24 protein-coding genes are annotated in these 25,324 nt (G+C 54.5%); 8 read left to right on the top strand and 16 right to left on the bottom strand.

Annotated elements, in window-relative coordinates; translation table 11 throughout:
- Positions 1–358, bottom strand: a 358-nt coding sequence (gene ssb, locus I2123_RS00005) for a single-stranded DNA-binding protein (RefSeq protein ID WP_213051525.1), incomplete at its 3' end; no start/stop codon positions are given.
- A gap of 323 nt (positions 359–681) precedes the next feature.
- On the opposite strand from ssb, the gene uvrA reads away from it, so the two are divergent.
- Positions 682–3,537, top strand: coding sequence for an excinuclease ABC subunit UvrA (uvrA, locus tag I2123_RS00010; RefSeq protein ID WP_213051526.1), 2,856 nt, complete (start codon positions 682–684; stop codon positions 3,535–3,537).
- A gap of 57 nt (positions 3,538–3,594) precedes the next feature.
- Here the strand turns inward: uvrA and I2123_RS00015 are convergent, their stop codons facing one another.
- A complete protein-coding gene (locus tag I2123_RS00015) occupies positions 3,595–4,776 on the bottom strand; it encodes an esterase (protein ID WP_213052445.1) in 1,182 nt (393 codons plus the stop codon).
- Between the two features lie 115 nt (positions 4,777–4,891).
- Positions 4,892–5,809 (bottom strand): LysR family transcriptional regulator, encoded by a 918-nt coding sequence (locus tag I2123_RS00020; protein WP_213051527.1) that lies wholly within the window; start codon positions 5,807–5,809, stop codon positions 4,892–4,894.
- A gap of 100 nt (positions 5,810–5,909) precedes the next feature.
- Between I2123_RS00020 and I2123_RS00025 the strand changes: the two genes are divergently transcribed.
- Both I2123_RS00025 and I2123_RS00030 read left to right on the top strand, forming a co-directional pair.
- On the top strand, positions 5,910–6,530 hold the full coding sequence (locus tag I2123_RS00025; RefSeq protein WP_213051528.1) for a glutathione S-transferase family protein: 621 nt from the start codon (positions 5,910–5,912) through the stop codon (positions 6,528–6,530).
- A gap of 5 nt (positions 6,531–6,535) precedes the next feature.
- Complete coding sequence (locus I2123_RS00030; protein ID WP_213051529.1) at positions 6,536–7,450, top strand: pyridoxamine 5'-phosphate oxidase family protein; 915 nt, start codon at positions 6,536–6,538, stop codon at positions 7,448–7,450.
- Here I2123_RS00030 and I2123_RS00035 read toward each other — a convergent pair.
- The 3 genes from I2123_RS00035 to I2123_RS00045 all read right to left on the bottom strand — a co-directional run bounded on the left by I2123_RS00035 (position 7,439) and on the right by I2123_RS00045 (position 9,560).
- Complete coding sequence (locus I2123_RS00035; RefSeq protein WP_112168442.1) at positions 7,439–7,792, bottom strand: MmcQ/YjbR family DNA-binding protein; 354 nt, start codon at positions 7,790–7,792, stop codon at positions 7,439–7,441. The genes I2123_RS00030 and I2123_RS00035 overlap by 12 nt on opposite strands.
- Positions 7,789–8,214 carry a secondary thiamine-phosphate synthase enzyme YjbQ gene (locus I2123_RS00040; RefSeq protein WP_112168443.1) on the bottom strand — a complete coding sequence of 142 codons (426 nt, stop codon included), beginning with the start codon at positions 8,212–8,214 and terminating at the stop codon, positions 7,789–7,791. Before I2123_RS00040 ends, I2123_RS00035 begins: the two co-directional genes overlap by 4 nt.
- 152 nt (positions 8,215–8,366) lie before the next feature.
- On the bottom strand, positions 8,367–9,560 hold the full coding sequence (locus I2123_RS00045) for an amino acid aminotransferase (protein ID WP_213051530.1): 1,194 nt from the start codon (positions 9,558–9,560) through the stop codon (positions 8,367–8,369).
- Between the two features lie 225 nt (positions 9,561–9,785).
- Here I2123_RS00045 and I2123_RS00050 point away from each other — a divergent pair, with 225 nt between their 5' ends.
- Positions 9,786–10,535 (top strand): 3-oxoacyl-ACP reductase family protein, encoded by a 750-nt coding sequence (locus I2123_RS00050; protein ID WP_213051531.1) that lies wholly within the window; start codon positions 9,786–9,788, stop codon positions 10,533–10,535.
- 57 nt (positions 10,536–10,592) lie between these two features.
- On the opposite strand, the gene I2123_RS00055 is transcribed toward I2123_RS00050, so the two are convergent.
- A complete protein-coding gene (locus I2123_RS00055) occupies positions 10,593–11,225 on the bottom strand; it encodes a YitT family protein (protein ID WP_213051532.1) in 633 nt (210 codons plus the stop codon).
- Between the two features lie 245 nt (positions 11,226–11,470).
- Positions 11,471–11,935, bottom strand: a complete 465-nt coding sequence (locus I2123_RS00060; RefSeq protein ID WP_112168446.1) for an Lrp/AsnC family transcriptional regulator — start codon at positions 11,933–11,935, stop codon at positions 11,471–11,473.
- Positions 11,936–12,094: 159 nt separating this feature from the next.
- Here I2123_RS00060 and I2123_RS00065 point away from each other — a divergent pair, with 159 nt between their 5' ends.
- Positions 12,095–12,874: a transporter substrate-binding domain-containing protein gene (locus I2123_RS00065; protein WP_213051533.1), complete on the top strand. Its 780-nt coding sequence runs from the start codon at positions 12,095–12,097 to the stop codon at positions 12,872–12,874.
- A 5-nt stretch (positions 12,875–12,879) separates the two neighbouring features.
- On the opposite strand, the gene alr is transcribed toward I2123_RS00065, so the two are convergent.
- Both alr and dnaB read right to left on the bottom strand, forming a co-directional pair.
- The gene (gene alr / locus I2123_RS00070) at positions 12,880–13,959 is read right to left on the bottom strand and encodes an alanine racemase (protein ID WP_213051534.1); all 1,080 of its coding nucleotides are present in this window, start codon (positions 13,957–13,959) and stop codon (positions 12,880–12,882) included.
- Between the two features lie 199 nt (positions 13,960–14,158).
- The gene (gene dnaB, locus I2123_RS00075) at positions 14,159–15,565 is read right to left on the bottom strand and encodes a replicative DNA helicase (RefSeq protein WP_112168449.1); all 1,407 of its coding nucleotides are present in this window, start codon (positions 15,563–15,565) and stop codon (positions 14,159–14,161) included.
- A 193-nt stretch (positions 15,566–15,758) separates the two neighbouring features.
- On the opposite strand from dnaB, the gene I2123_RS00080 reads away from it, so the two are divergent.
- Positions 15,759–16,748: a quinone oxidoreductase gene (locus I2123_RS00080; RefSeq protein ID WP_112168450.1), complete on the top strand. Its 990-nt coding sequence runs from the start codon at positions 15,759–15,761 to the stop codon at positions 16,746–16,748.
- Positions 16,749–17,152: 404 nt separating this feature from the next.
- Here the strand turns inward: I2123_RS00080 and pspG are convergent, their stop codons facing one another.
- Positions 17,153–17,389: an envelope stress response protein PspG gene (gene pspG, locus I2123_RS00085; RefSeq protein ID WP_112168451.1), complete on the bottom strand. Its 237-nt coding sequence runs from the start codon at positions 17,387–17,389 to the stop codon at positions 17,153–17,155.
- A 188-nt stretch (positions 17,390–17,577) separates the two neighbouring features.
- The gene (dusA, locus tag I2123_RS00090; protein ID WP_213051535.1) at positions 17,578–18,585 is read right to left on the bottom strand and encodes a tRNA dihydrouridine(20/20a) synthase DusA; all 1,008 of its coding nucleotides are present in this window, start codon (positions 18,583–18,585) and stop codon (positions 17,578–17,580) included.
- Between the two features lie 258 nt (positions 18,586–18,843).
- Here dusA and zur point away from each other — a divergent pair, with 258 nt between their 5' ends.
- On the top strand, positions 18,844–19,353 hold the full coding sequence (gene zur, locus I2123_RS00095) for a zinc uptake transcriptional repressor Zur (protein WP_112168478.1): 510 nt from the start codon (positions 18,844–18,846) through the stop codon (positions 19,351–19,353).
- Between the two features lie 178 nt (positions 19,354–19,531).
- Here the strand turns inward: zur and I2123_RS00100 are convergent, their stop codons facing one another.
- From I2123_RS00100 to I2123_RS00115, 4 genes are all read right to left on the bottom strand, one after another.
- Positions 19,532–19,741, bottom strand: a complete 210-nt coding sequence (locus I2123_RS00100; RefSeq protein ID WP_056776037.1) for a CsbD family protein — start codon at positions 19,739–19,741, stop codon at positions 19,532–19,534.
- A gap of 192 nt (positions 19,742–19,933) precedes the next feature.
- Positions 19,934–21,298, bottom strand: a complete 1,365-nt coding sequence (gene dinF, locus I2123_RS00105) for an MATE family efflux transporter DinF (protein ID WP_213051536.1) — start codon at positions 21,296–21,298, stop codon at positions 19,934–19,936.
- Positions 21,299–21,562: 264 nt separating this feature from the next.
- A complete protein-coding gene (gene lexA / locus I2123_RS00110) occupies positions 21,563–22,171 on the bottom strand; it encodes a transcriptional repressor LexA (RefSeq protein ID WP_112168454.1) in 609 nt (202 codons plus the stop codon).
- Between the two features lie 119 nt (positions 22,172–22,290).
- Positions 22,291–22,659 carry a diacylglycerol kinase gene (locus tag I2123_RS00115; protein WP_112168455.1) on the bottom strand — a complete coding sequence of 123 codons (369 nt, stop codon included), beginning with the start codon at positions 22,657–22,659 and terminating at the stop codon, positions 22,291–22,293.
- Between the two features lie 140 nt (positions 22,660–22,799).
- Between I2123_RS00115 and plsB the strand changes: the two genes are divergently transcribed.
- The gene (gene plsB / locus I2123_RS00120; protein WP_213051537.1) at positions 22,800–25,280 is read left to right on the top strand and encodes a glycerol-3-phosphate 1-O-acyltransferase PlsB; all 2,481 of its coding nucleotides are present in this window, start codon (positions 22,800–22,802) and stop codon (positions 25,278–25,280) included.
- Positions 25,281–25,324 lie beyond the last annotated feature (44 nt).

The following is a 25,324-nucleotide window of genomic DNA, read 5'->3' on the forward strand; positions in this document are numbered from 1 at the left end:
CGCCGCCGGTACGGCCGCCGAGCATCTGCATGGTGCCGCCCACGTTAACAACGACTTCAGTGGTGTATTTTTCAACGCCAGCCTGATCGGTCCATTTACGGGTTTGCAGTGCACCTTCGATGTAAACCTGAGAACCTTTCTTCAGGTATTCACCGGCCACTTCGGCTAATTTGCCGAACAACACAACGCGGTGCCATTCCGTTTTTTCTTTCTGCTCGCCGGTGGCTTTGTCACGCCAGCTTTCGGACGTCGCCAGAGTCATGTTGGCTACTGCGCCGCCGTTTGGCATGTAACGGATTTCCGGATCTTGTCCGAGATTACCGACGAGAATAACTTTGTTTACGCCTCTGCTGGCCATGTGGATTCTCCTGATGATGTATGTCGTGGTTGAAACCACAGTTTGGGGTGAGGGTCTCACTTCGCGTCATTATAACCACAAATTGCAGCCTTCGTACCATGGATGTCATTCGCTGGAAGATTCCTTCCAAATTCCTTAGTAAACGTTCCGCTGTTACATCGAGTACTGGATATACATTCAGGTTTCGGGGTGGCATAGACTGTGATTTGTGTCATAATTGCGCGTTACGTTCTTCTCTGTGCCCGATTCGCTGACCGGCGCGATGCAACATTTTCCGACGGTCACCGGCACGGTGAGCTATCAAGTTAATCCGGGAATGATGAATGGATAAGATCGAAGTTCGGGGCGCACGCACCCATAATCTCAAGAATATCAACCTGATTATCCCGCGCGACAAACTGATTGTTGTCACCGGCTTATCGGGATCTGGCAAGTCCTCTCTGGCGTTCGATACGCTGTACGCCGAAGGCCAGCGCCGATACGTCGAGTCGCTGTCTGCCTATGCACGCCAATTTTTATCCTTAATGGAAAAACCGGACGTCGACCATATTGAAGGTCTGTCTCCGGCGATTTCGATTGAGCAAAAATCGACATCGCACAACCCGCGTTCCACCGTCGGGACCATCACGGAAATCCACGACTACCTGCGTCTGCTGTTTGCCCGCGTGGGCGAGCCGCGCTGCCCGGATCACAATGTGACCTTGTCAGCCCAGACCGTCAGCCAGATGGTGGATAACGTGCTGGCGCAGCCGGAAGGCCAGCGCCTGATGCTGCTTGCCACGATCATCAAAGACCGTAAAGGCGAGCACACAAAGACGCTGGAAAATCTGGCCTCGCAAGGCTATATCCGTGCGCGTATCGACGGCGAAATCTGTGACCTGTCAGATCCGCCGAAGCTGGAACTGCAGAAAAAGCACACCATTGAAGTCGTGGTTGACCGCTTTAAAGTGCGTGAAGATTTACAGCAGCGTCTGGCGGAATCTTTCGAAACCGCGCTGGAGCTCTCCGGCGGCACCGCCGTGGTCGCCGATATGGATGACCCGAAAGCACCGGAAATGCTCTTCTCGGCGAACTTTGCCTGCCCGATTTGTGGCTACAGCATGAGCGAGCTCGAACCGCGCATGTTCTCATTCAACAACCCGGCCGGTGCCTGCCAGACCTGTGATGGGCTGGGTGTGCAGCAGTTCTTTGACCCGGATCGTGTGGTGCAGAATCCGGAGCTTTCCCTGGCCGGTGGCGCAATCCGCGGCTGGGATCGCCGTAACTTCTATTATTTTCAGATGCTGCGCTCTCTCGGCGAGCATTATGATTTTGATGTGGAAGCGCCTTACAACGAACTGAGCAGCGACGTGAAAAACGCCATCCTGCACGGCTCGGGCAAAACCACCATTGAATTCAAATACATTAACGACCGCGGTGATACGTCGATTCGTCGTCATCCGTTCGAAGGCGTGCTGCACAACATGGAGCGCCGTTATAAAGAAACGGAATCCAGCGCGGTGCGTGAAGAACTGTCGAAATACATCAGCAACCGTTCGTGCGCGTCCTGTAAAGGCACTCGTCTGCGCGAAGAAGCGCGTAACGTGTTTGTTGAAGAAACCACGCTGCCGGAAATCTCTGATTTCAGCATCGGACATGCGATGGATTTCTTCCGCAATATGAAACTCAGCGGCCAGCGCGCGCAGATCGCCGAGAAAGTGTTGAAAGAGATCGGCGATCGCCTGAAATTCCTGGTGAACGTCGGCCTGAATTATCTTTCTCTGTCCCGTTCGGCTGAAACACTGTCCGGCGGTGAAGCCCAGCGTATCCGTCTGGCAAGCCAGATCGGTGCCGGACTGGTGGGGGTCATGTACGTGCTCGATGAGCCGTCTATTGGCCTGCATCAGCGCGACAACGAACGCCTGCTGGAAACCCTGATCCACCTGCGCGACCTCGGGAATACCGTAATCGTGGTGGAACATGATGAAGACGCGATCCGCGCCGCTGACCATATCATTGATATCGGGCCGGGTGCGGGGGTTCACGGTGGCCGCGTGGTCGCCGAAGGCACCGCCGACGATATTATGGCGCAGGAAGAGTCCCTGACCGGCCAGTTCCTCAGCGGCAAACGTGAAATCTCAGTGCCCGCCGAGCGTGTGCCAGCGGATGCCACCAAAGTGCTGAAGCTATCCGGTGCCAAGGGCAACAACCTGAAAGACGTGACGCTGACGCTGCCGGTGGGTCTGTTCACCTGCATCACCGGCGTGTCCGGTTCGGGCAAATCGACGCTGATCAACGACACCCTGTTCCCGCTGGCGCAGCGCGAACTGAACGGTGCAACGCTCGCTGAAGCCGCGCCGTACCGTGAGATCGAAGGTCTGGGGCATTTCGATAAAGTTATCGATATCGACCAGAGCCCGATTGGCCGTACGCCGCGTTCTAACCCGGCGACCTATACCGGCATTTTCACGCCGGTACGTGAACTGTTTGCCGGTGTACCGGAATCCCGTTCACGCGGTTATACGCCTGGGCGTTTCAGTTTCAACGTCAAAGGTGGGCGCTGCGAAGCCTGTCAGGGCGATGGCGTGATCAAAGTGGAAATGCACTTCCTGCCGGATATTTATGTGCCGTGCGATCAGTGCCGTGGCAAACGTTACAACCGCGAAACGCTGGAAGTGAAATACAAAGGCAAGAGCATCCACGAAGTGCTGGAAATGACCATCGAAGAAGCCCGTGAATTCTTTGATGCCGTGCCGGCACTGGCGCGTAAATTGCAGACGCTGATCGATGTCGGCCTGACTTATATTTGCCTCGGCCAGTCAGCAACCACACTGTCTGGCGGTGAAGCGCAGCGTGTGAAACTGGCGCGTGAGCTTTCCAAACGCGGCACCGGTCAGACCCTGTACATTCTCGATGAACCAACCACCGGCCTGCACTTTGCCGATATTCAGCAATTGCTGGAAGTGCTGCATCAGCTGCGCGATCAGGGCAACACCATCGTGGTGATTGAACACAATCTGGACGTGATTAAAACCGCGGACTGGATTGTCGATCTCGGGCCGGAAGGCGGTGCGGGCGGCGGGCAAATTCTGGTCGCCGGTACGCCGGAAACCGTGGCGGAGTGCAAAGAATCGCACACCGCCCGCTTCCTGAAACCGCTGCTGGAACGCCACCGCCAGCAGGCGAAGAAAACGGCTTAACCGCTACACAAAAGGCCTTCCCACCGGGAAGGCCTTTTTGTTGCTACGCCGTACTGTCTACTTAAAAATCTTCTGCACAAACTCAATGTAAGCCGGGCGCCAGACGTCCATTTCATGACCGAGATTCGGGTATTCGTGGTAATCGAATTTAATCTTTTTCTCTTCAAGCTCAGATTTCAGCCCCGCAATATCTTTGCCCGTGACGACATCTTTCTGCCCGACGACCACGGTGAAGTTTTTCAGCTGCGCGTTGATTTTATCTGGCTCGGCAAAGCGTTTCGCCACGTCTTCATTCGGGACCGTCGTGGTACTGACACCGCTGAACGTCGCCAGCCAGCCAAACTGGTCAAGATGCGTCATCCCGCTGACCAGCGTCTGGTATCCGCCCTGCGAAAGCCCGGCCAGCGCGCGTCCGGCGGCGTCATCTCGCGCGCGGAAGGTTTTGGAAATCAGCGGAAAAATATCGCCTGTCAGCTCTTTATCCGCTGCGGCAGCATTGCGCGGATAGAACTCTTTACGGCGATCTTTGGTGACGAACTCCTCAGGCACGATGCCTTTGGCGTCGGTTTCGGTATCCGGGATGACCACTAACATTGGCGCGATTTTTTTCTCCGCCAGCAGGTTATCCATGATTTGCGGAATACGCCCCTGATCCAGCGCCGAGCGGCCGGTATCGCCAAAGCCGTGATAGAAATAGAGCACCGGCAGCGGTTGCGACGCATCGGTATACCCCGGCGGCGTCCAGACCGCGACCTGACGTTCTGAGTTCAGCGCCGCCGAATGATAGGTCAGCATGCGCACTTCGCCGTGCGGGACGTTTTTCACATCCAGAATGCTGCCCGGCACCAGAATCAGGCTGGTGTTCACCTGACGCTGCGGTTTCGGCATCGCGCTGCCCGGATCGGCGATGCGCAGACCATCCACGTTAAAGAAATATTCATAGAGATCCGGTTTTTGAGCCTCCGAGGTCCAGCTCCAGACGCCTTTGTCGTCCTTGGCCATCTGATGCGGAATGTAGCTCACCGGCGTCGAACCGGTCACCACGTCCACATGCTCCGCCGTCGGGGCGTAAAGGCGGTATGTGATGGTGAGATCAGGATTCACGGCGGTAATGTAGGTTTTCGCCGGAGACGATGCGTCAGGATCCTGCGGCAGGCTCTGCGCGAACGCGGTCAGGGGGAGCGGCGCGCTGAGCGCCAGAATCAAAAGCGTGGCAAGATTCAGCCGGTTACGGGTCATCATCCTTTCCTTCTGGGTTGGCGTGAGCAAGCGGACAACCTGTCCTGAAGTAACTCACTGTTTTTGCACAACTCTCAGAGTAGGTTATTTTTGCCGCAGATGAGTGTGACCGGCATCACTGTTTGGAGGATGGCGTCAGGGAATGCAACTGCGGAAGCGCGCTGAGCCGCTCAAAAGCAAAATCCCAGAAGGTGCGGACTTTGCGCGGCATTTGCTGCACCTGCTGCGCCACCAGCTGAACCGGCAACGGCAGCGGTTCGAACTCCGTTAACAGTCGCACCATGTTACCTGCCTGTAAATCGTCCATCACCTGATATGACAGCAGCCGTGCAATGCCCTGCCCGCTGCGCACAGCCAGCAGCTGCGACTCAACGTCATTCGACAGTAAGCGTGGCGAGAGACGCACGCGCAGCCCATCCTCGTGCGGCCCGAAGCGCCATTCGCTGATCTGCGCTCGCAGCGTGCCCATAATGGTCTGATGCCTGGCCAGCTCAGACGGGTGCTGTGGCACACCGTGTTCAGCCAGATAGTCCGGGCTGGCGACCAGCACGCGGGTCACTTGCGCCACCTTGCGCGCTACTTTCCCCGAATCTACCTGATGCCCGATACGTACCGCCAGATCCAGCCCTTCGTCGATCAAATCCAGATTGCGGTCGTTGAGCATCATCTCAATCTGCATATCCGGGTTCTGCGCCAGAAACGCCATCACCAGCGGCGCAACGTGTTTACGGCCAAACTGCACCGGCGCGGTTAACCGCAACAGACCGCTGAGCTGGGTTTCGGTGGCGTCTTCGACGGCATCCTGATACTGGCTGAGCAGAACGCGCGCTTTTTCGGCCAGCCGTGCGCCCGCTTCGGTCGGCGCGAGGCTGCGCGTAGTGCGCTCAACCAGCCGCGCGCCAAAGCGATGTTCCAGCGAGGCAATGGCACGGGTGATCGCCGGAGGGGAACGATGAAGTTTACGGGCGGCTTCTGCCAGGCTGCCATACTGAAGTACGGCGACAAAAATCGCCATTTCGTCCAAACGATCCATAGATTCTTCCACAAACTGAAACACTCAATTTCAATCTTCGTGGATCACAATCATTTAATGCAAGAGTAATCTGCAAGGACAGTCACAGAGGAGAATATTTATGCCCGCCATTCAGCTCTACAGCACGCCGTTTTCCGGCCACTGCCACCGCGTCACCCTGCTGCTCAACATGCTCAGTTTGCCGTTTGAGGTAAAAGAAGCGCAGGCCGACGTGCGGAAATCCGCCGAATTTCTGCGCCTCAACCCGCTGGGGCAAATTCCGGTGCTGGTCGATGATGAACATGTGATCACCGACAGCAATGCGATTTTGGTGTATCTGGTCAAGCGTTACGCACCGGACAGCCACTGGCTGCCGGAAGATCCGCTGCAAGCGGCGGAGGTGCAGAAATGGTTGTCCCGCGCCGCAGGTGAAGTGCGCTTTGGTCCGGCCTCTGCGCGGATGGTGAAACAGTTTTCTGCGCCTGAATCGCTGCAAAGCGCGCGGGCGGTCACGGCAAAATTTCTGCCGCAGCTGGAACAGCACCTTGAGACGCATGAGTTTCTGGCGACAGCGCGCGCCACCATTGCCGATCTGGCCTGCTACACCTATATCGCCACCGCGCCGGAAGGCGGTATTTCGCTGGCAACCTATCCGGCGATTCAACGCTGGCTGACGCGCATCGAAAGTCTGCCAGGCTTCACGCCGCTGCCCGCCCTGCCGCTGCCAGAAGACGAGAAGTAAGCGCCATGAACAATCCGTTCCATGCCGGTGAACGTCAGGCGCAGGCACTGGCCGGTTTCGACGTCGTCGCGCATGGGATCCGCGAGGCGATGCCGGAGCAGCATCAGCTGTTTTTCACCGCACTGCCATACCTGTTTATCTCAACGCTGGATGAAGACGGATGGCCGGTGGCGACATTGCTGTGCGGCCCTGCCGGTTTTATCCGTGTGCCCGACGACGGTCATTTGCGGGTGAACGCACCCCGACGGGCGGATGACCCGGCGCTGGCCGTGCTGCAACCGGGAAAACAGATAGGCGCGCTGGGGATCGATTTTTCTAACCGGCGCCGCAACCGCGTCAACGGCAGGATCGGGCGGATGGACAAAAATCGGATCGAGATCGTCGTCGATCAGAGTTTTGGTAACTGTCCGCAATATATTCAGATCCGCAAACTGACCGACGTGCCGGTCAGCAGACCGCTGGCACCGCGGGAAGATATGACCATGCCCGATGATGACGCCCGTGCGCTGATTGCGCGTGCCGACACGTTTTTCATCGCCAGCCACGCGCCCGATGGCGCAGATGTCTCGCATCGCGGCGGTCAGCCGGGATTTGCGCATCTGGTGGGGAACCGGCTATGGATACCGGATTATCGCGGTAATAAGTACATGAACACGCTGGGGAATCTGCTGGCGGAACCCCGCGCCGCACTGCTGTTTATCGATTTCGACAACGGCGACGTTTTGCATATTCAGGGGACGACGCAGATCCACTGGCAGCCGGATGAGATCTCCGTTCCGGCGGGCACTGAACGCTACTGGACGCTGGACATCACACGTCTGTGGCGTTTCCGCTCCGCGCTGCCATGGCGGGCAGACGCGGTGGAATACTCGTCCGCCACGCTGAGCACCGGTCACTGGCAGCGTGAATCAGAGTCCTAAATCGTGACGCACCGCTTCCGGCAGGCCGGAGACGACCAACTGATAGGAACCGTCAATCAGATAATAAAACTGTGAATCCAAAAGCGCCCCGTCGAGATACACCGTGTTCCAGTGCGCTTTATTGAGATGATCGCCCGGTACAATTTCAGGGTGTTTGGCGCGCAGCTGCTCCGCCAGCTCCGGGCTGGTTTTCAGTGAAATAGCCTCACGGCCTCCGACGTCACACACCATGGCGAACATTGCATCGCCCACTTTTACCTGATTTGCACCGCGCTGATTTTCAACACTTTGCTCCGCACCGGGTTTTCCCATGCAGTAAGTCAGCAGTTCCGAACTGGTCATGTTTGGGTTTCTCCTTGTAACGTGATTACGATCCGGCGCTGTCCGCCGTCGATCCGATGTTCGCCCAGCCAGATCCCTTGCCAGGTGCCGAGCAGCAACCTTCCTCTGGAAACGGGCAGAACTAATGATGCACCGAGTAACGATGATTTAATGTGACCCGGCATGTCATCGCGGCCTTCGTAATCATGCTCGTAGGGCGCATTCTCCGGCACGCTGCGCATGAAGTGTTGCTCCATATCGAACCGCACCGTCGGATCACAGTTTTCATTGAGCGTCAGCGAGGCCGACGTATGCTGAATGAACAGATGCAGCAGCCCGGTCTGGACCTCGCCGAGCCGCGAAATTTTGCCGACCACTTCGTCAGTGACCAGATGAAAGCCCCGCGATTTCGCGCCGAGGGTAATAGTTTGCTGATGCCACATAGGATTTCTCAACGCCTTGCCTGCGTAAAATTTAACTGTAGTAAGTGTGCAGCAACATGACGAAAAATAAAGGCGGAAGGCGTAAAGAGCCGTAAAGACCGAAAAAGGGCCGACATTGCTGTCAGCCCTTTGGAAGTATATTTTGGCGGGATTTACTGCACTCGGGCGAAGGCTTCAGCCACCTGTTTCACGTTGTGATGATTCAGGCCAGCCATGCAGACGCGGCCACTGGCTATCAGATAAACGCCGAACTCTTCACGCAGACGGATCACCTGTGCTTCGCTGAAACCGGTGTAGCTGAACATCCCGCGCTGTTGCAACAGGTAGTCAAAGTTACGGCCCGGCAAGGCGGTTTTCAGGGTATCGACCAGCGTGTGGCGCATTTCCAGAATACGGGTGCGCATCTTCTCAACTTCGGCTTTCCATTGGGCGTTCAGCACGCTGTCGCTCAGGACTTTGGCCACCACTTTCGCCCCGAAATTCGGCGGGCTGGAGTAGTTGCGGCGCACGGTCGCTTTCAGCTGACCGAGCACGCGGCCCGCCGCTTCGCTGTCTTCACACACTACGGATAACCCGCCGACGCGCTCGCCGTACAGGGAGAAAATTTTCGAGAACGAGTTGCTGACGAAGCAGTTCACGCCGGCAGAGGCCATCGCGCGAATTGCGTAGGCATCTTCTTCAATGCCTGCGCCAAAGCCCTGATAGGCGATGTCGAGGAACGGGATCAGCTCGCGCTGTTTGGTCACTTCGATCACCTGATCCCACTGCGCTGGCATCAGGTCAGAGCCGGTCGGGTTGTGACAGCATGGATGCAGCAACACGATGCTTTGCGCTGGCAACGTTTTCAGGCAGTCAATCATAGCCGCAAAATTTACGCCCAGCGTTTCAGGGTCATAGTACGGATACGTGTGAACTTTAAAGCCCGCGCCACCAAAGATAGCCACGTGGTTTTCCCAGGTCGGGTCACTCACGTAAACTTCTGAATTCGGGAAGTAAAATTTCAGGAAGTCTGCGCCCACTTTCAGTGCGCCGGAACCACCGACGGTCTGAATGGTGGCGATACGCTGCTGCTTCAGTGCCGGGTGTTCAGCGCCAAACAACAGCTCCTGGATGCCCGCACGGTAAGCGGTCAGCCCTTCCATTGGCAGATACACTGACGCGGCCTGCGGCCCGGCGTTCAGCTGGTTCTCTGCGCTTTCTACCGCCGCCAGTTGCGGAATAATACCCTGCTCGTCGTAATAAAGACCGATGCTCAGGTTCACTTTGTCTTGTCTTGGATCGGTTTTAAAGCTTTCCATCAGCGACAAAATCGGGTCACCGGCATAGGCATCGACATGTTGGAACACGGTATACATCTCCTTGGTTTGGTTAAGTGGCGCGGCGATCGCAACGCCCAGGCGGCAGATCGACACTGTTTCACAGACTATCAAAGTTCGTTAAAAAAGATGAGAACTATGTTGTCATTTTTCGGGCACCCATTGCGTATCAAATCCCCCGTTTACCTGAGAAGCTAAAAAGTCCGACTAGTCTAAGATCTTATAGTTAATTCATCCGAACCGGAGCCACTCAAAATGACCACTCATCAATCATTGCAAGGTAAGGCCGCTTTTGTTCAGGGCGGTTCACGCGGTATTGGCGCGGCCATCGTTCAGCGTCTGGCAAACGAAGGGGCGAGCGTGGCCTTCACTTACATTTCTTCCGAAGAAAAGGCACAGGCTCTGGTAAAAACTATCGAGGCCAGCGGCGGCAAAGCTGTGGCGATTAAAGCGGACAGTGCCGATGAAAACAGTGTCCGCACAGCCATTGATGACGCCGCAAAAACCTTTGGCAAACTCGACATTCTGGTAAACAACGCAGGTATTCTGGCCTTCGGAGAACTCGACGCCCTCACCATGGACGATTTCGACCGCACGATCGCCATTAACGTTCGCAGCGTTTTCATCGCCAGCCAGCAGGCAGCGCGCCACATGCCTGACGGCGGCCGCATTATTACCATCGGTAGCGTTAACGCAGATCGAATGCCCTTCCAGGGCGGTGCGGTGTATGCCATGAGCAAATCTGCGCTCGTCGGGCTGACCAAAGGGCTGGCGCGCGATTTAGGCCCGCGCGGCATCACCGTCAATAACGTCCAACCCGGCCCGGTAGATACCGATATGAATCCGGCAGAAGGCGAAATGGCGGATGGAATGCGATCCTTTATGGCACTCAACCGATACGGAAAAGATGTCGAAATCGCCAGTTTTGTCTCTTATCTCGCCGGTCCGGAAGCGGGTTATATCACCGGTGCCAATCTGACCATTGACGGCGGTTTTGGCGCGTAGCTTTGCGTAATCTGATAAGCGATGACGCAATGTCTGCGCCATCTCTTATCCGTCGGTTCAGACGCTGTAACGCCCCGGACGGTGGTTCATCGCGATAATCAGATTCACAATCACCGCGCCCAAAATCGAGGCGATCAACATTTCATAACTGACCACGAACAGCGACGCCAGCACGATGCAGCAGTCCACGCCCATCTGTAATTTTCCCGCGCGGAGGCCGTATTTATCCTGCAGAAACAGCGCCAGAATATTTACGCCGCCGAGGCTGGCCTTATGACGAAACAGAACGATGAAGCCAATGCCCATAATAACGTTGCCAAACAACGTGGCGTAAAACGGCTGAAGATGGTCGAAGTGAATGAAAAGCGGATGCAGGTCGGAAAACACCGAGACTAGCGCCACGGCGGTGAAGGTTTTCAGCGTAAACTGCCAACCCATGCGGCGGATAGAAAGATAGTAGAACGGTAAGTTGATAATAAAGAAGGCCGTACCGAAGGAGACCTGCGTCAGATAGTGCGCCAGAAACGCCATGCCAGCCGTGCCGCCGGTGAGCGCGCCAACCTGCCGCAGCATGACCACGCCAAAAGAGACCATCAGCGTACCGATAACAATCGCCAGCACGTCCTCCAGCGCAGTATGCGCGGTACGCAATTGTTCCACCGGCTTTTCAAAATTGTCCACACTTGCCATAAATTCCCACTTCCCCGAAAAATAACCACCAAAAGAGTTTTAGTGATAATTCATGAGATGTGAATTCAAGGCAATATCGACGCACGGAATTTGCATTAAAAATCGAAAATAAGATTTTTAGTGGCGTTAATTATTCTTTACATGCACAAATCACGCATTTTAATTAATAGTTATGCACCAGAAGAGTGGCTATGCACCAAAATAAATCACCATAATAGTGCGTTCAAAATAACAACCCTTGAAAATCAGGCAACCGTTAATAACCCATTTTCTTTTAAGCGGTTAAGCACAACTGACGTTTTTACATGAGCCACACTTTTATGTACTGAAAGGATTTGGCTGATCAACGTGCTTAAACCGGCTAAATCTTTCACCGCGACTTTTAATAAATAATCGGCGTCGCCGGTGGTTTTATAGGCATCGATAATGGCGTCCACTTCACCGAGCATGCTGTGGAAGGAATCCACCTGTGCAGGCAAGTGATTGATTAATCGAACTTCAATCAGACCAATCATCCCAAGACCGACAGCTTCAGGCGCCAGACGGGCGTGATAACCGAGGATCAACTGCGCCTGTTCCAGCCCGATACGGCGGCGGGAGCATTGTGATGCGGATAATCCTACCAGCTCGCTAAGTTCCTGATTTGTCAGTCTTCCATTCGCTTGTAATAACGTCAAAATCTTCAGGTCGTAATCATCGATGCTGTACATGGCACTTTTCCTGTCGTTTTATTTTTTGTTTATCGTCATGAACACTGCAAGGACTATTCCTTTTGCAGAGGCTAAATACTTATCGGCTGTTTTTTCTTATACTTGCGCAAAGAACAGAGTAATAGCAAAACAGAATGATTTCACCGCAAGGAAAGAATAATGAAAAAGATCCTCACCTCTCTCGCTCTCTTCGCCCTGTTTCCTGCGCTTGCCCAGGCAGACACGACCTCTTCACGTCTGGAGCGGGTTATTCAGAAAGGTTCTCTGAATGTCTGCACCACCGGTGACTACAAACCTTACACATTTTTGAAGGCGCCGGGCCAGTACGAGGGCATTGATATTGCGATGGCTGAGTCGCTGGCGGCAAGTCTGGACGTGAAGGTCAACTGGGTGCCGGTGACGTGGAAATCGCTGATGGATGAGATGTCCGCCGGGCATTGTGATATCGCGATGGGCGGGATTTCGGTCACGCTCAAACGCCAGCAAAAAGCCTGGTTCGCCAACGTGCTGGATCAGGACGGCAAGATCCCGCTGGTGCGCTGCGAAGACGTACGTAAATACCAGACCGTTGCACAGCTGAACCAACCCACCGTGCGCCTGATCGAACCGGCGGGCGGCACTAATGAAGCCTTCGTTCACAGTCATCTGCCAAAAGGCACGCTGACGCTGAGCGACAACGTGACTATCTTCCAGAAGCTGGCGGATAAGGAGGCAGATGTGATGATTACCGACGCGTCCGAAGCGTTGTATCAGCAGAAACGCTATCCAAAACTGTGTGCGGTGAACCCGAAGAAGCCGCTGCAATATGGCGAAAAAGCCTACATGCTGCCGCGTGATGATCTGAGCTGGAAGATGTACGTCGACCAGTGGCTTCATTTGAGTAAAGCCACCGGTGAATATCAGCAGGTGGTCAGTAAATGGCTGGCGGTGAAGAAGTAAGGCGGTCAGTCGCCAATATAATTACGGCTGACACGCTCGCTTAACTGCGTGATCAGCTCGTAAGCACTGATGCCGGTGGCTGCCGCAACGCGCTCTGCCGGCAAATCCTTGCCCCAGAAAATCACTTCATCCCCGACGCGGTCCGTCGCATCCGGCCCTAAATCGACGGTGATCATATCCATTGAGACTCGTCCGGCGATCGGGACAATGCGGCCATTCACCCGCACCGGCGTGCCGTTCGGCGCACTGCGCGGATATCCGTCACCATAACCCATCGCCACCACGCCGAGGCGCGTATCGCGATCGCTGGTCCAGGTGCTGCCATAACCCACCGGCTCGCCGGCGGCGTGTTCGCGCACGGCAATCAGGCTTGAAGTGAGCGTCATCACGGGTTGCAGGCCAAAATCACTGGCATCACCGGTTTCCAACGGCGAAACGCCGTAGAGGATGATGCCGGGGCGCACCAGATCCAGATGCGATTGCGGCCACAGCAGAATGCCACCCGAGGCCGCGATGGATTTCAGCCCTGCTTTGCCTTCGGATACCTCATGGAAAGAACGCATCTGTTTTGGCGTCGCATCGCTTTGAGGTTCATCGGCGCGGCAGAAATGGCTCATCATATTGACCGGCTGCACCACGTTCGGACAGGCGCTCAGGCGCTGATAAAACGTGTCGGCTTGCGCGGGCTGAACGCCCAGGCGGTGCATGCCGGTATCAATCTTTAGCCAGACATTTAACGGCTGCGCCAGCTGCGCATTTTCCAGCGCCTCGAGCTGTTCGAAACTGTGGACGGCGGTATGCAGCTGATGCTCCACCAGCAGCGGTAACTCGCTGGCGGAGAAGAACCCTTCAAGCAGAAGAACCGGTTTAACGATCCCGGCTTTGCGCAGCGATAACGCCTCGCTGAGCCGGGAGACGCCGTAAAAATCAGCGTCTTGCAGGCTGTGCACCGTCTCTAACAAACCGTGCCCATAAGCGTTTGCTTTCACTACCGCAACCAGACGACTTTGTGGCGCCAGATGACGCACCCGTTGCAGATTGTGTCGCAGAGCGCGGCGATCAATGACAGCCGTAGCCGCTTTCATTTTTGAGTCCTTTGAACGTTTAGATGTTGATTTAAATGCCATAGATCGGGTGCCGCCGGGCTTGAAACCAAACCCCTCCCTGCTTTCACCGTCTTAAAGGGGAAAGCGGTCACACCCGGTTCCATTAAAATGAGTTTGAATTTATCCCTCCCCTTTCAGAGGGGAGGTCAGGTGGGGTTCAGCGCTTACCCGATGACAATCAGTCCTCATCGTACTGAGGGCCGCCATAATTATCGAAACGCGAGAACTGGCCGTTGAATGTCAGTCTTACCGTCCCGATCGGGCCGTTACGCTGCTTACCGAGGATGATTTGTGCGATGCCTTTCTCTTCACTGTTATCGTGATATACCTCGTCACGATAGATAAACATGATCAAGTCGGCATCCTGCTCGATGGAGCCGGATTCACGCAAGTCGGAGTTGACCGGGCGTTTGTCCGCACGTTGCTCCAGGCTTCGGTTCAGCTGCGACAGCGCCACTACCGGTACCTGCAATTCTTTCGCCAGCGCTTTCAGCGAGCGTGAGATTTCAGCGATTTCCAGCGTACGGTTATCGGACAGCGCCGGAACGCGCATCAGCTGGAGGTAATCGATCATGATGAGGCTCAGGCCGCCGTGCTCACGGAAAATACGGCGCGCGCGCGAACGAACTTCCGTCGGCGTCAGGCCCGAGGAGTCATCGATATACATGTTCCGTTTTTCGAGCAGAATTCCCATGGTGCTGGAAATGCGCGCCCAGTCCTCGTCATCGAGCTGACCGGTACGAATTTTGGTCTGATCGACGCGGGAAAGCGACGCCAGCATACGCATCATGATCTGGTCACCGGGCATCTCGAGACTGAAGATTAAGACCGGTTTGTCCTGCATCATCGCCGCGTTTTCGGCGAGGTTCATCGCAAAGGTCGTTTTACCCATCGACGGACGCGCCGCCACAATGATTAAGTCGGATTTCTGCAAACCAGCAGTTTTCTTATCCAGATCGGCATAACCGGTCGAGACGCCCGTCACGCCGTCATGCGGACGCTGGAACAGCTCTTCGATACGGGAGACGGTGCTTTCCAGAATGCGGTCGATGCTTTTCGGGCCTTCGTCTTTACTGGCGCGGCTTTCGGCAATCTGGAATACGCGGGATTCGGCTAAATCCAGCAGGTCTTCGCTGCTGCGGCCCTGGGGATCATAACCGGCGTCGGCAATTTCATTGGCGACGGAAATCATTTCGCGCACCACGGCACGTTCGCGCACGATATCAGCATAAGCACCGATGTTCGCCGCACTTGGCGTATTTTTAGAAAGCTCTGCCAGATAGGCGAAACCGCCGACCGAATCCAAATCCCCTTTCTGTTCCAGAGATTCAGACAGTGTAATCAGGTCGATCGGTTTGCTCATTTCCAGCAAACGCTGCATTTCGGTGAAAATCAGGCGATGTGGCCGGCTGAAGAAGTCATTGCTGACCACGCGCTCGGCGACGTTATCCCAACGTTCGTTGTCCAGCATCAGCCCGCCCAGAACGGATTGCTCTGCTTCCAGCGAGTGCGGCGGAAGCTTGAGGCCTTCCATCTGGCGATCGCGGGTTTCGTTCTGTTGAAAGGTCGGTTTTTTTGCTGCCATCTGTGGATTACTTCCTGCTCTAAGCGCCTGTTTTGTGAGCGTCGGGCTTCTGAAAAACCAAAGCCAGACTAGCGCGTTAGTATAGGTTGTCATGTCTCATTTCAAAAGGGTATTAACCGGCTGTGCCTAAAATCTGGATTGTCGCGGGCATTTAGCCTAGGGTTGAAAACAGACTCCATCACGAGGGAAAAGCATGGCCAAGCGCATCCAGTTTTCTGAAACAGGTACACCTGACGTTCTGCAATACGTTGATTATCAGCCACAAGATCCTCAGGCCGGTGAAGTTCAGGTCGAAAACAAAGCTATCGGCATTAATTACATTGATACCTACGTGCGCAGCGGCCTGTATCCGCCCGCCAGCTTCCCCGCGAGTTTAGGCACCGAAGCGGCAGGCGTGGTCACCAAAGTCGGCAGCGCCGTCACCGGCATCAAACCGGGCGACCGCGTGGTGTATGCCCAGTCAGCCCTTGGCGCATACAGCGAAATTCATAACGTGCCTCAGGAGAAAATCGCCATTCTGCCGGACGCCATCAGTTTCGAGCAGGCGGCGGCGTCCTTCCTGAAAGGTCTGACGGTGTATTATCTGCTGCGTCTGACCCACAAAGTACAGCCGGGCGAAACGATTTTGTTCCATGCCGCAGCGGGTGGAGTCGGTTTGATTGCCTGCCAGTGGGCAAAAGCGCTGGGCGTGAAACTGATCGGCACCGTGGGTTCTGACGAAAAGGCGGAACGCGCGAAACAGGCCGGTGCCTGGGCGACGATCAATTATCATAAAGAAGATATCGCGACCCGCGTGGCGGAGCTGACGAACGGCGAGAAAGTCGGCGTGGTCTACGATTCCGTCGGCAAAGATACGTTTGAAAAGTCGCTGGACAGCCTGAAGCGTCGTGGCTTGCTGGTGAGTTTCGGCAATGCGTCCGGACCGGTGAAAGGCGTGGATCTGGCGATCCTTAATCAGAAAGGCTCACTGTTCGTCACGCGCCCTTCCCTCAATGGCTATGTGACCAATCGTGAAGAGCTGGAAGAAGCCAGCGGCGAACTGTTCTCGCTGATCGCCAGTGGCGCTATTCAGGTGGAGGTCAGCGACGCACAGAAATTCCCGCTTTCAGAAGCCAAACGCGCGCACGAAACGCTCGAAAGCCGCGTCACGCAGGGATCAAGTCTGCTGATACCGGGTAAATGACTGCCTGGTCAGCCTAATGAATGATGAATGCAAAAAAGGCTTCCACAAGGGAAGCCTTTCTTACTGTCTGATCCAGACGACCTCTGATTTCAGACGGGTACTGCCGTAGGGTACTGCAAGGTAAATCCGAAGGGCGGTGTCACTTATGCGACTATTGTGTGCCTCATCGGACTTGATGAATTCAGTTTATGGCTTGCTGACCATGCATGAATCTCATCCTAACAGTCACCCATGTTAAAAAATATGATTTATAACCGCTGACCGCACATTCTGATCCAGCTTGTGATCGCTAGCACATAAGTAAAAGTTATCTTTGTAACGATTACATTTTTATGTGCGCAGCAGTGCGTTATTAACCGTCGTAATTTCATGATGTTATAGAAGCCACTTATTGACTTCAAAAATCATGGTAAACGGCGGCGACGGTATTTAGGCGCGTCCGGCCTGATCCAGGTGCGGTAAATCCAGACCGCGATGACTGCCAAAACCAACCATGGCAACATTTTTATAACAATCGCCAAAAATCCGCCCAGCATCATCAGAGCAAATGCCACGATCAGTGCAGCCGCCATGCCCAGCAGAGAGACGCCGGTCAGCATCAGCATGAAGAAAAAGCCAAGCACAAAGAGAATTTCCAGCATCGGGTGCTCCTTAATAAGCGAATTGCATTAAGACGCGATGTCATAACACCTGTTCACTATTACAAGAAACGTGCCAACCGGATGCGGAAATTATTGCATTGAATATCAAGGAGAAAATTATTCGCAGGCACGAATGGCCTGCGAAGAGATAGCGAATTTGACTAACAGATAGTGATTTTACCCACGACTTAAGCCTGCGTAGCGGCTTCCTGGGGCTGATTGACCATCGACAGCGCCTGCTCGACCACGTCAATGCCCGCGCCCGCTTTATGCGCATTTTCACTGAGATGCCGACGGAACTGACGCGCACCCGGAACGCCCTGGAACAGGCCGAGAATATGGCGGGAAATATGGCCGAGATAGGTGCCTTTGCTCAGTTCCGCTTCAATGTACGGATATAGCGCGCGGATAATGTCCGGGCCGGTTTTTAACGGCGCTTCTGAGCCGAACAATTCGCGATCCACGTTCAATAACATGCCCGGATTCTGATAGGCTTCGCGGCCCACCATAACGCCATCCATAAATTGCAGATGCGTTTTGGCCTCTTCCAGCGTCTTAATCCCACCATTAATCGCCATCGTCAGATGCGGGAAATCACGCTTGAGCTGATACACCCGCGGGTAATCCAGCGGCGGAATTTCACGGTTTTCTTTCGGGCTCAGACCAGAAAGCCACGCTTTGCGCGCATGAATGATAAAGGTATCGCAGCCGCCGTTTTCAGATACCTGATGGATAAAATCACACAGGAATTCATAGCTGTCCTGATCGTCGATGCCGATGCGGGTTTTGACGGTGACAGGAATCGACACTACGTCGCGCATTGCTTTGATGCAGTCCGCTACCAGCGACGCCTGCCCCATCAGACAGGCACCGAACATACCGTTCTGCACACGATCCGACGGGCAACCGACGTTAAGGTTAATTTCGTCATACCCGCGCGCTTCGGCCAGTTTCGCGCAATGCGCCAAATCGGCCGGATTACTGCCGCCGAGCTGTAGCGATACCGGATGCTCTTCCTCACCAAAGCCGAGATAATCGCCTTTACCATGAATGATGGCGCCGGTGGTCACCATTTCAGTGTAAAGCAGCGTCTGGCCAGTCATCAGGCGGTGGAAATGGCGACAGTGACGATCGGTCCAGTCGAGCATCGGCGCAACGGAAAAACGCTGAGGGGAAAACGGGGTATTTTGGGGCATTGCGTGTTGAGTTTCTGACATCGACCTGACATTCGCTGAAGGAGTTCGTGGCGCTCCCTCTGGCGCACGGGCCAGAAGGAAGATAATCGCTGATTATACCACAGAACAAAGATTCGGCATCCGGTGCGGTTTTAGCGGAGGCGAATATCTTACAGCCCGGCGGCGCATAATTCGTCGATTTGACTGAAGCATGATAAAATCAACCATGGCCGCATGATGTGGCTTATCGATCCCAATCTGCGCTCAGAGAACGTTTTTATGACCCTGAATAATCCGGAAAAAGTCCTTTCACAAGCTGAAGAGCTTTGCCAGCAGCGTAATGTTCGCCTTACGCCGCAGCGGCTGGAAGTGCTGCGCCTGATGACGCAACAGCCCGGTGCGATCAGCGCCTATGACTTGCTGGATTTGCTGCGCGTCAGCGAACCGCAGGCCAAGCCACCAACGGTCTATCGCGCGCTGGATTTCCTGCTGGAACAAGGATTTATTCATCGGGTGGAATCCGCTAACAGCTACGTGTTGTGTCATCATTTTGAAGAGCCAAGCCACACGTCTGCGCTGTTTATCTGTGACCGCTGCGGTCTGGTGACGGAAAAAACTACTGACGGCATCGAAGAACGCCTGGCGAAACTGGCACTGGATTCTGGCTTCGAATTACGTCATTCCGTGGTAGAAGCGCATGGTCTGTGTGGGGAATGCAAAGTCGTTGAGACATGCGAAAGCCATGACCACTGCGATCACGACCACACCATCGTGGTGAAGAAACGCTAAATTTATGCAGCTGGATTTGAATTGCGAGAGTGGCGGTATTGTCGGGAGGGATTAACGGCGGTATCTGATGAGACATAAAACAGTGGGTACATCCTTGTACCCGTATCCTGAAAGCGTTCCGGGTAGGAGCAGCTACTACTCAGGATACGTCACTGAAACACGAGGGGGAGTCGCGTTTTTACCAGTGATATTTGTTGCTTGATTCCCAATCCTTGAGCTCTTTCTCGGCCTGATCTTTCTGATAGCCGTAACGCTCCTGAATCTTACCTACCAGCTGATCGCGTTTACCTTCCACTACGGTCAGATCGTCGTCAGTCAGCTTGCCCCATTTTTCTTTTACTTTGCCTTTAAACTGCTTCCAGTTACCGTCGGCTTGGTCCTTATTCATAAAATATCTCCTGTTACCTTAGGGTTTATGGCGCTGCGGGTTACCGCTGCAGCTCGGGCTTAACACTTCTAAGGTTAGTAGAGAATTTGGATTTATCCTGCAAACGAAGGGATAAAACGCGTTATTAGGATTATTCCAAAGCAGGATATAACGGCTAACCGCTATATTCTGCCCTGTAAAAAATACGCCAATTCAGTGTGATGACGATGAAAACCAGGCGTCGCGCTGCCAGTACCGGTGCCATATCCAGCCGAGGGAAACGCCCCGCAGCCCGAGGAAAACGGTCAGCGCCAGCCACAACGCGTGGTTGCCCAAGAGCGGTAATAACAGCAGCGTCAGGCCATACCCAAGTGCGGCAATCGCCATGCTGTTGCGCATATCCCGCCCGCGGGTCGCACCGATAAACATACCATCGAGCAGGTAACACCAGACCGCAACCAGCGGCAGGACAATCTGCCAGCCCAGATAACTATCAGCCAGCTGACGCAGCTCTGGCAGAGACGTCAGCGCGTTAATGATGTGCTCGCCGGTCAGTGCGTACAACAGCGCAAACGCCAGTGCCACCAGACCCGCCTGCCGACATGCCGCGCGCCACACCTTCAGCAGTTTTTCACGGTTACGGGCACCAAACGCCTCCCCTGAATGGGCTTCAATCGCGTAAGCAAAGCCGTCGAGCGCAAAGGCTGTAAAGGTCAGAAGGTTCATCAGAACGGCATTCACCGCAACAATATGGCTGCCGAGCCGCGCACCGAGAATAGTCAGTGAGGCGAAACAGAGCTGGAGTAGCAACGAACGCAGCATGATGTCGCGGTTGAGACTCAGCAACCGGTGCAGGTCACCGCGCCACGATGAGGTCAGCAGCGGGAAAGTGATCCCCCATCGCTTCATCACACGCCAGACAAGATACAGCCCGATGAACAGCGTGAAATACTCCGAACAGGCAGTTGCCGTCGCTGCGCCCTGCACGTTCCAGCCGAGCCCAATCACCAGCCAAAGATCCAGCACGATGTTAAGCAGGTTACCGGCAATGAGTAAAATCACCGGCCCGCGCACGTACTGAATTCCAAGGAGCCAGCCGAGGATCACCAGATTTGCCAGAGAAGCGGGTGCGCTAATCCAGCGGATTTCAATAAACAGCCGCGCCTGTTCCAGCACCGACTGGCTACCGCCGACAATATGGAAAGCCCCTTCCATCAGCGGATGCCTGAACAATAAAATCATCACGCCCGCCAGTACAGCCAGAAGAAAAGGCTGCACAAAAGCACGCGCCAGCAGGACTTTATCTTTCGCACCGAGCGCCTGCGCGGTCATACCGGTGGTACTCATGCGCAGGAACAACAGCATCATGAACAGGAAGGTAGTAATCATCGAACCAACCGCGACGCCGCCCAGATAATCGGGGCTGTCGAGATGACCGATCACCGCCGTATCCACCAGCCCCAGCAGAGGCACGGTGATATTAGAAAAGATCATCGGCAGTGCGAGCATCCAGAGGGCTTTATCGGTCGGGCTCAGAAAAGTGTGTTGAAGCTTTTGCAGAAGGGATTGATGTTGCATAGAGAATCTCATGCCGGAGGTTCAGGATATGCCTAAAATGACATCGCCCCGTCAGGGGCGATGATGCGAAATTCTTTCGATTAACGTCCTGAACCGTTTACTACGTCAGAGGGGGGAGACGCAGAAAATCTGTTCAGGTTGACCAAAATAATTCGAGTTGCAGGAAGGCGGCAAGCAAGCGAATCCCGAATCGCTGACTTTAGGTCAGTGATTCGGATGTACGCCCGTAGCCAACGCATCTGCAGCTCGAAGTATGACGGTCAATTAAATCCAGTCGCCGTTACGGATAACACCGACCGCTAAACCTTCAATGCTGAAGTTCTGTTCACGCAGGTCAACAACAATAGGCTGGAACTCGCTGTTTTCCGGCAGTAAATGCACAACGGTGCCCTGTTTTTTCAGGCGTTTTACCGTCACTTCATCGTCGATACGCGCGACGACAACCTGGCCATTACGCACGTCCTGCGTTTTGTGAACGGCAAGCAGATCGCCATCCAGAATACCGATATCGCGCATCGACATACCGCTGACACGCAGCAGGAAATCCGCGCTCGGTTTAAACATCGCGGGATCGACCTGATAGTGTCCTTCGATGTGTTGCTGAGCCAGCAGAGGTTCACCGGCGGCTACACGGCCAATAAGCGGTAAACCTTCTTCTTCTTCCATCAGCAGACGGATACCGCGCGAAGCTCCGGAGACAATCTCAATGACGCCTTTGCGCGCCAGAGCTTTCAGGTGTTCTTCCGCAGCATTCGGGGAACGGAACCCAAGACGAGCGGCAATCTCCGCGCGGGTTGGTGGCATACCCGTAGTGGAGATATGATCGCGAATCAGGTCATAGACCTCTTGTTGTCTGGTCGTTAAAGCTTTCATTCCGCCCCCTGGTTGTTTATACAGTCTAGCTGTGAGTATATACAGCTATACGAGCAATGAAAACCTAAGATTGAATAAAAACAGTGCATAAGCGCGATTCCTGGAATACAGATTCCAAATCAGAACCATCGCGGCCAAAAGATGCTGACCCAGACAAAAATCGCCAATATGATGGTCAACAGCACGGCAGCAGAGCCGATATCTTTGGCACGCCCGGAGAGCACGTGAAACTCAGGGCCGATGCGGTCGATAGCGCATTCCACGGCGCTGTTGAGCAGTTCCACCACGCACACCAGGACCACGGAACCGATTAGCAGGATACGTTCGATGCTGCTCACATCGAACCAGAAAGAGAGCAAAATTAATGGGATAGCCGCACTGGCTTCCTGTCGGAAGGCCGCTTCATTTTGCCATGCTGCTTTCAGCCCTTTCCATGAGTATCCGGCTGCTTTATAAATTCGGGTAAATCCAGTGACTTGGTTCGCCATTCTGTTACTGATCCTTGAGGGGTAGTCCTTCGGGTGTTTGATGCATTTTAGCGGTTTAATGGTCTCTCATCACCACAGATCTCATTTGAGCTTTCTGGTATCCTTGCGGCGAAATGGCTAACAAGAGGCTTCACGTTTTTATGTCAGGTTGGCGTAGACTTTATTACACATTATTGAATTTACCGCTTTCATTGCTGGTAAAGAGCAAAGTCATACCTACAGATCCGGTGACCGAGTTGCACTTAGACCCGACGCGCCCGATCCTGTACGTATTACCTTATAACTCCAAAGCAGATTTGCTGACCCTGCGTGCGCAGTGTCTTGCCCAAAATTTGCCCGACCCTCTGATTCCGCTGGATATCGACGGCACGCTGCTGCCAAGCCATGTGTTTATCGCTGAAGGCCCGCGCGTGTTTTCGTATTACACGCCGAAGCAGGAATCCGTAAAGCTGTTCCACGACTATCTGGATCTGCATCGCAATAATCCGGATTTAGATATTCAGATGTTGCCGGTCTCGGTAATGTTCGGACGTGCACCGGGCCGCGAAGGTCAGGATACACCGCACCTGCGCGTGCTGAACGGCATTCAGAAATTCTTCGCCGTGTTGTGGCTTGGCCGCGACAGTTTTGTTCGCTTCTCCAATACGGTATCGCTGCGTTATATGGCGACCGAGCACGGTACGGATAAAACTATCGCGCAAAAGCTCGCCCGTGTGGCGCGAATGCATTTCTCACGCCTGCGTCTGGCAGCAGTCGGCCCGCGTCTGCCTGCCCGCCAGGATTTATTCAATAAGCTGCTGGCCTCGAAAGCCATCGAAAAAGCCATTGAAGATGAAGCGCGCAGCAAAAAGATTTCCCACGAAAAAGCCCAGCAAAACGCTATCGCGCTGATGGAAGAGATCGCCGCGAACTTCTCTTATGAAGCCGTGCGCCTTTCCGACCGCGTGCTGAGCTGGACGTGGAACCGCCTGTATAAAGGCATCAACGTGAATAACGCCGAGCGCGTGCGCCAGTTAGCGCAAGACGGGCAGGAAATCGTGTATGTGCCCTGCCACCGCAGCCACATGGATTATCTGCTGCTGTCTTACGTGCTCTATCATCAGGGGTTGGTGCCGCCTCACATTGCTGCCGGTATCAATCTGAATTTCTGGCCAGCCGGCCCGATTTTCCGCCGTCTGGGTGCGTTCTTTATCCGTCGTACCTTTAAAGGCAACAAACTTTATTCGACCGTGTTCCGCGAATATCTGGGCGAGCTGTTCAGCCGGGGTTATTCGGTGGAATACTTTGTCGAAGGTGGCCGCTCGCGAACCGGACGTCTGCTGGAGCCGAAAACCGGCACGCTGGCGATGACGATTCAGGCCATGCTGCGCGGCGGTTCCCGCCCTATTACGCTGGTGCCGATTTACATCGGTTACGAACACGTGATGGAAGTGGGAACTTACGCAAAAGAGTTACGCGGCGCGACCAAAGAGAAAGAGAGTCTGACTCAGATGCTCAACGGCTTGCGTAAGCTGCGCAACCTCGGTCAGGGCTATGTGAACTTTGGTGAACCTCTGCATCTGACCACCTATCTGAACCAAAACGTGCCGACATGGCGTGAGGCGATCGACCCTATCGAAGCCCAGCGTCCGAGCTGGCTGACGCCGACGGTGCAGGATCTGGCTGAGCAGATTATGGTGCGCATCAACAATTCAGCGGCGGCCAACGCCATGAACCTGTGTTGTACCGCGCTGCTGGCGTCCCGTCAGCGATCACTGACCCGCGAACAGTTGACTGAGCAGATTGATTGCTACCTGCAGCTGCTGCGCAACGTGCCGTACAACGCCGATTCCACCGTGCCCGATCTGACCGCCAATCAGTTACTTGATCACGCGTTGAACATGAATAAGTTCCAGGTCGAAAAAGATAATATCGGTGACATTATCGTTCTGCCGCGCGAACAAGCCGTGCTAATGACCTACTACCGCAACAACATTCATCATATGCTGGTGTTGCCGTCGCTGATTTCAAGCATCGTGATGCACCACCGTCTGGTCACTCGCGATGAATTGCTGCGTCAGGTTGAGCTAATTTATCCGATGCTGAAAGCCGAACTGTTCATGCATTTCGATAAAGCCGATCTGCCACATGTGCTGAATGTTCTGACGCTGGAGCTGGCGCGTCAGCAGATTATTCATCTGGAAGATGATGAGTTATCGCTGAATCCGGCACGTATCCGCACGCTGCAACTGCTGGCTGCCGGGGTACGTGAAACACTGCAACGCTACGCGATCACCTTCTCCTTGCTCACCACCAATCCAAGCATCAATCGCGGTGCGCTGGAAAAAGAGAGCCGGATTATGGCGCAGCGTTTGTCGGTGCTGCACGGTATCAATGCCCCTGAGTTCTTCGATAAAGCGGTGTTTTCAACGCTGGTCGGCACACTGCGCGCAGAGGGTTATATCAACGATATCGGTGATGCGATTCAGGAACAAACGCGTGAGATTTACAACATGCTCAGCGACCTGATGACGCCAGACATCAAACTCACTATCGAAAGTGCCGGTATGCCTTCCGAGCTGCCGCAGCCGACCGAACCACCGGCTGAGCCTAAGCTGGATGTGCGCGATACCGATCATTAATCGCCCGTTGTGACGCGGTAAATGGCAGGAAACAAAACGCCCGG

The organism is Rahnella inusitata, from assembly GCF_018288855.1.
Classification (GTDB): domain Bacteria; phylum Pseudomonadota; class Gammaproteobacteria; order Enterobacterales; family Enterobacteriaceae; genus Rahnella; species Rahnella inusitata.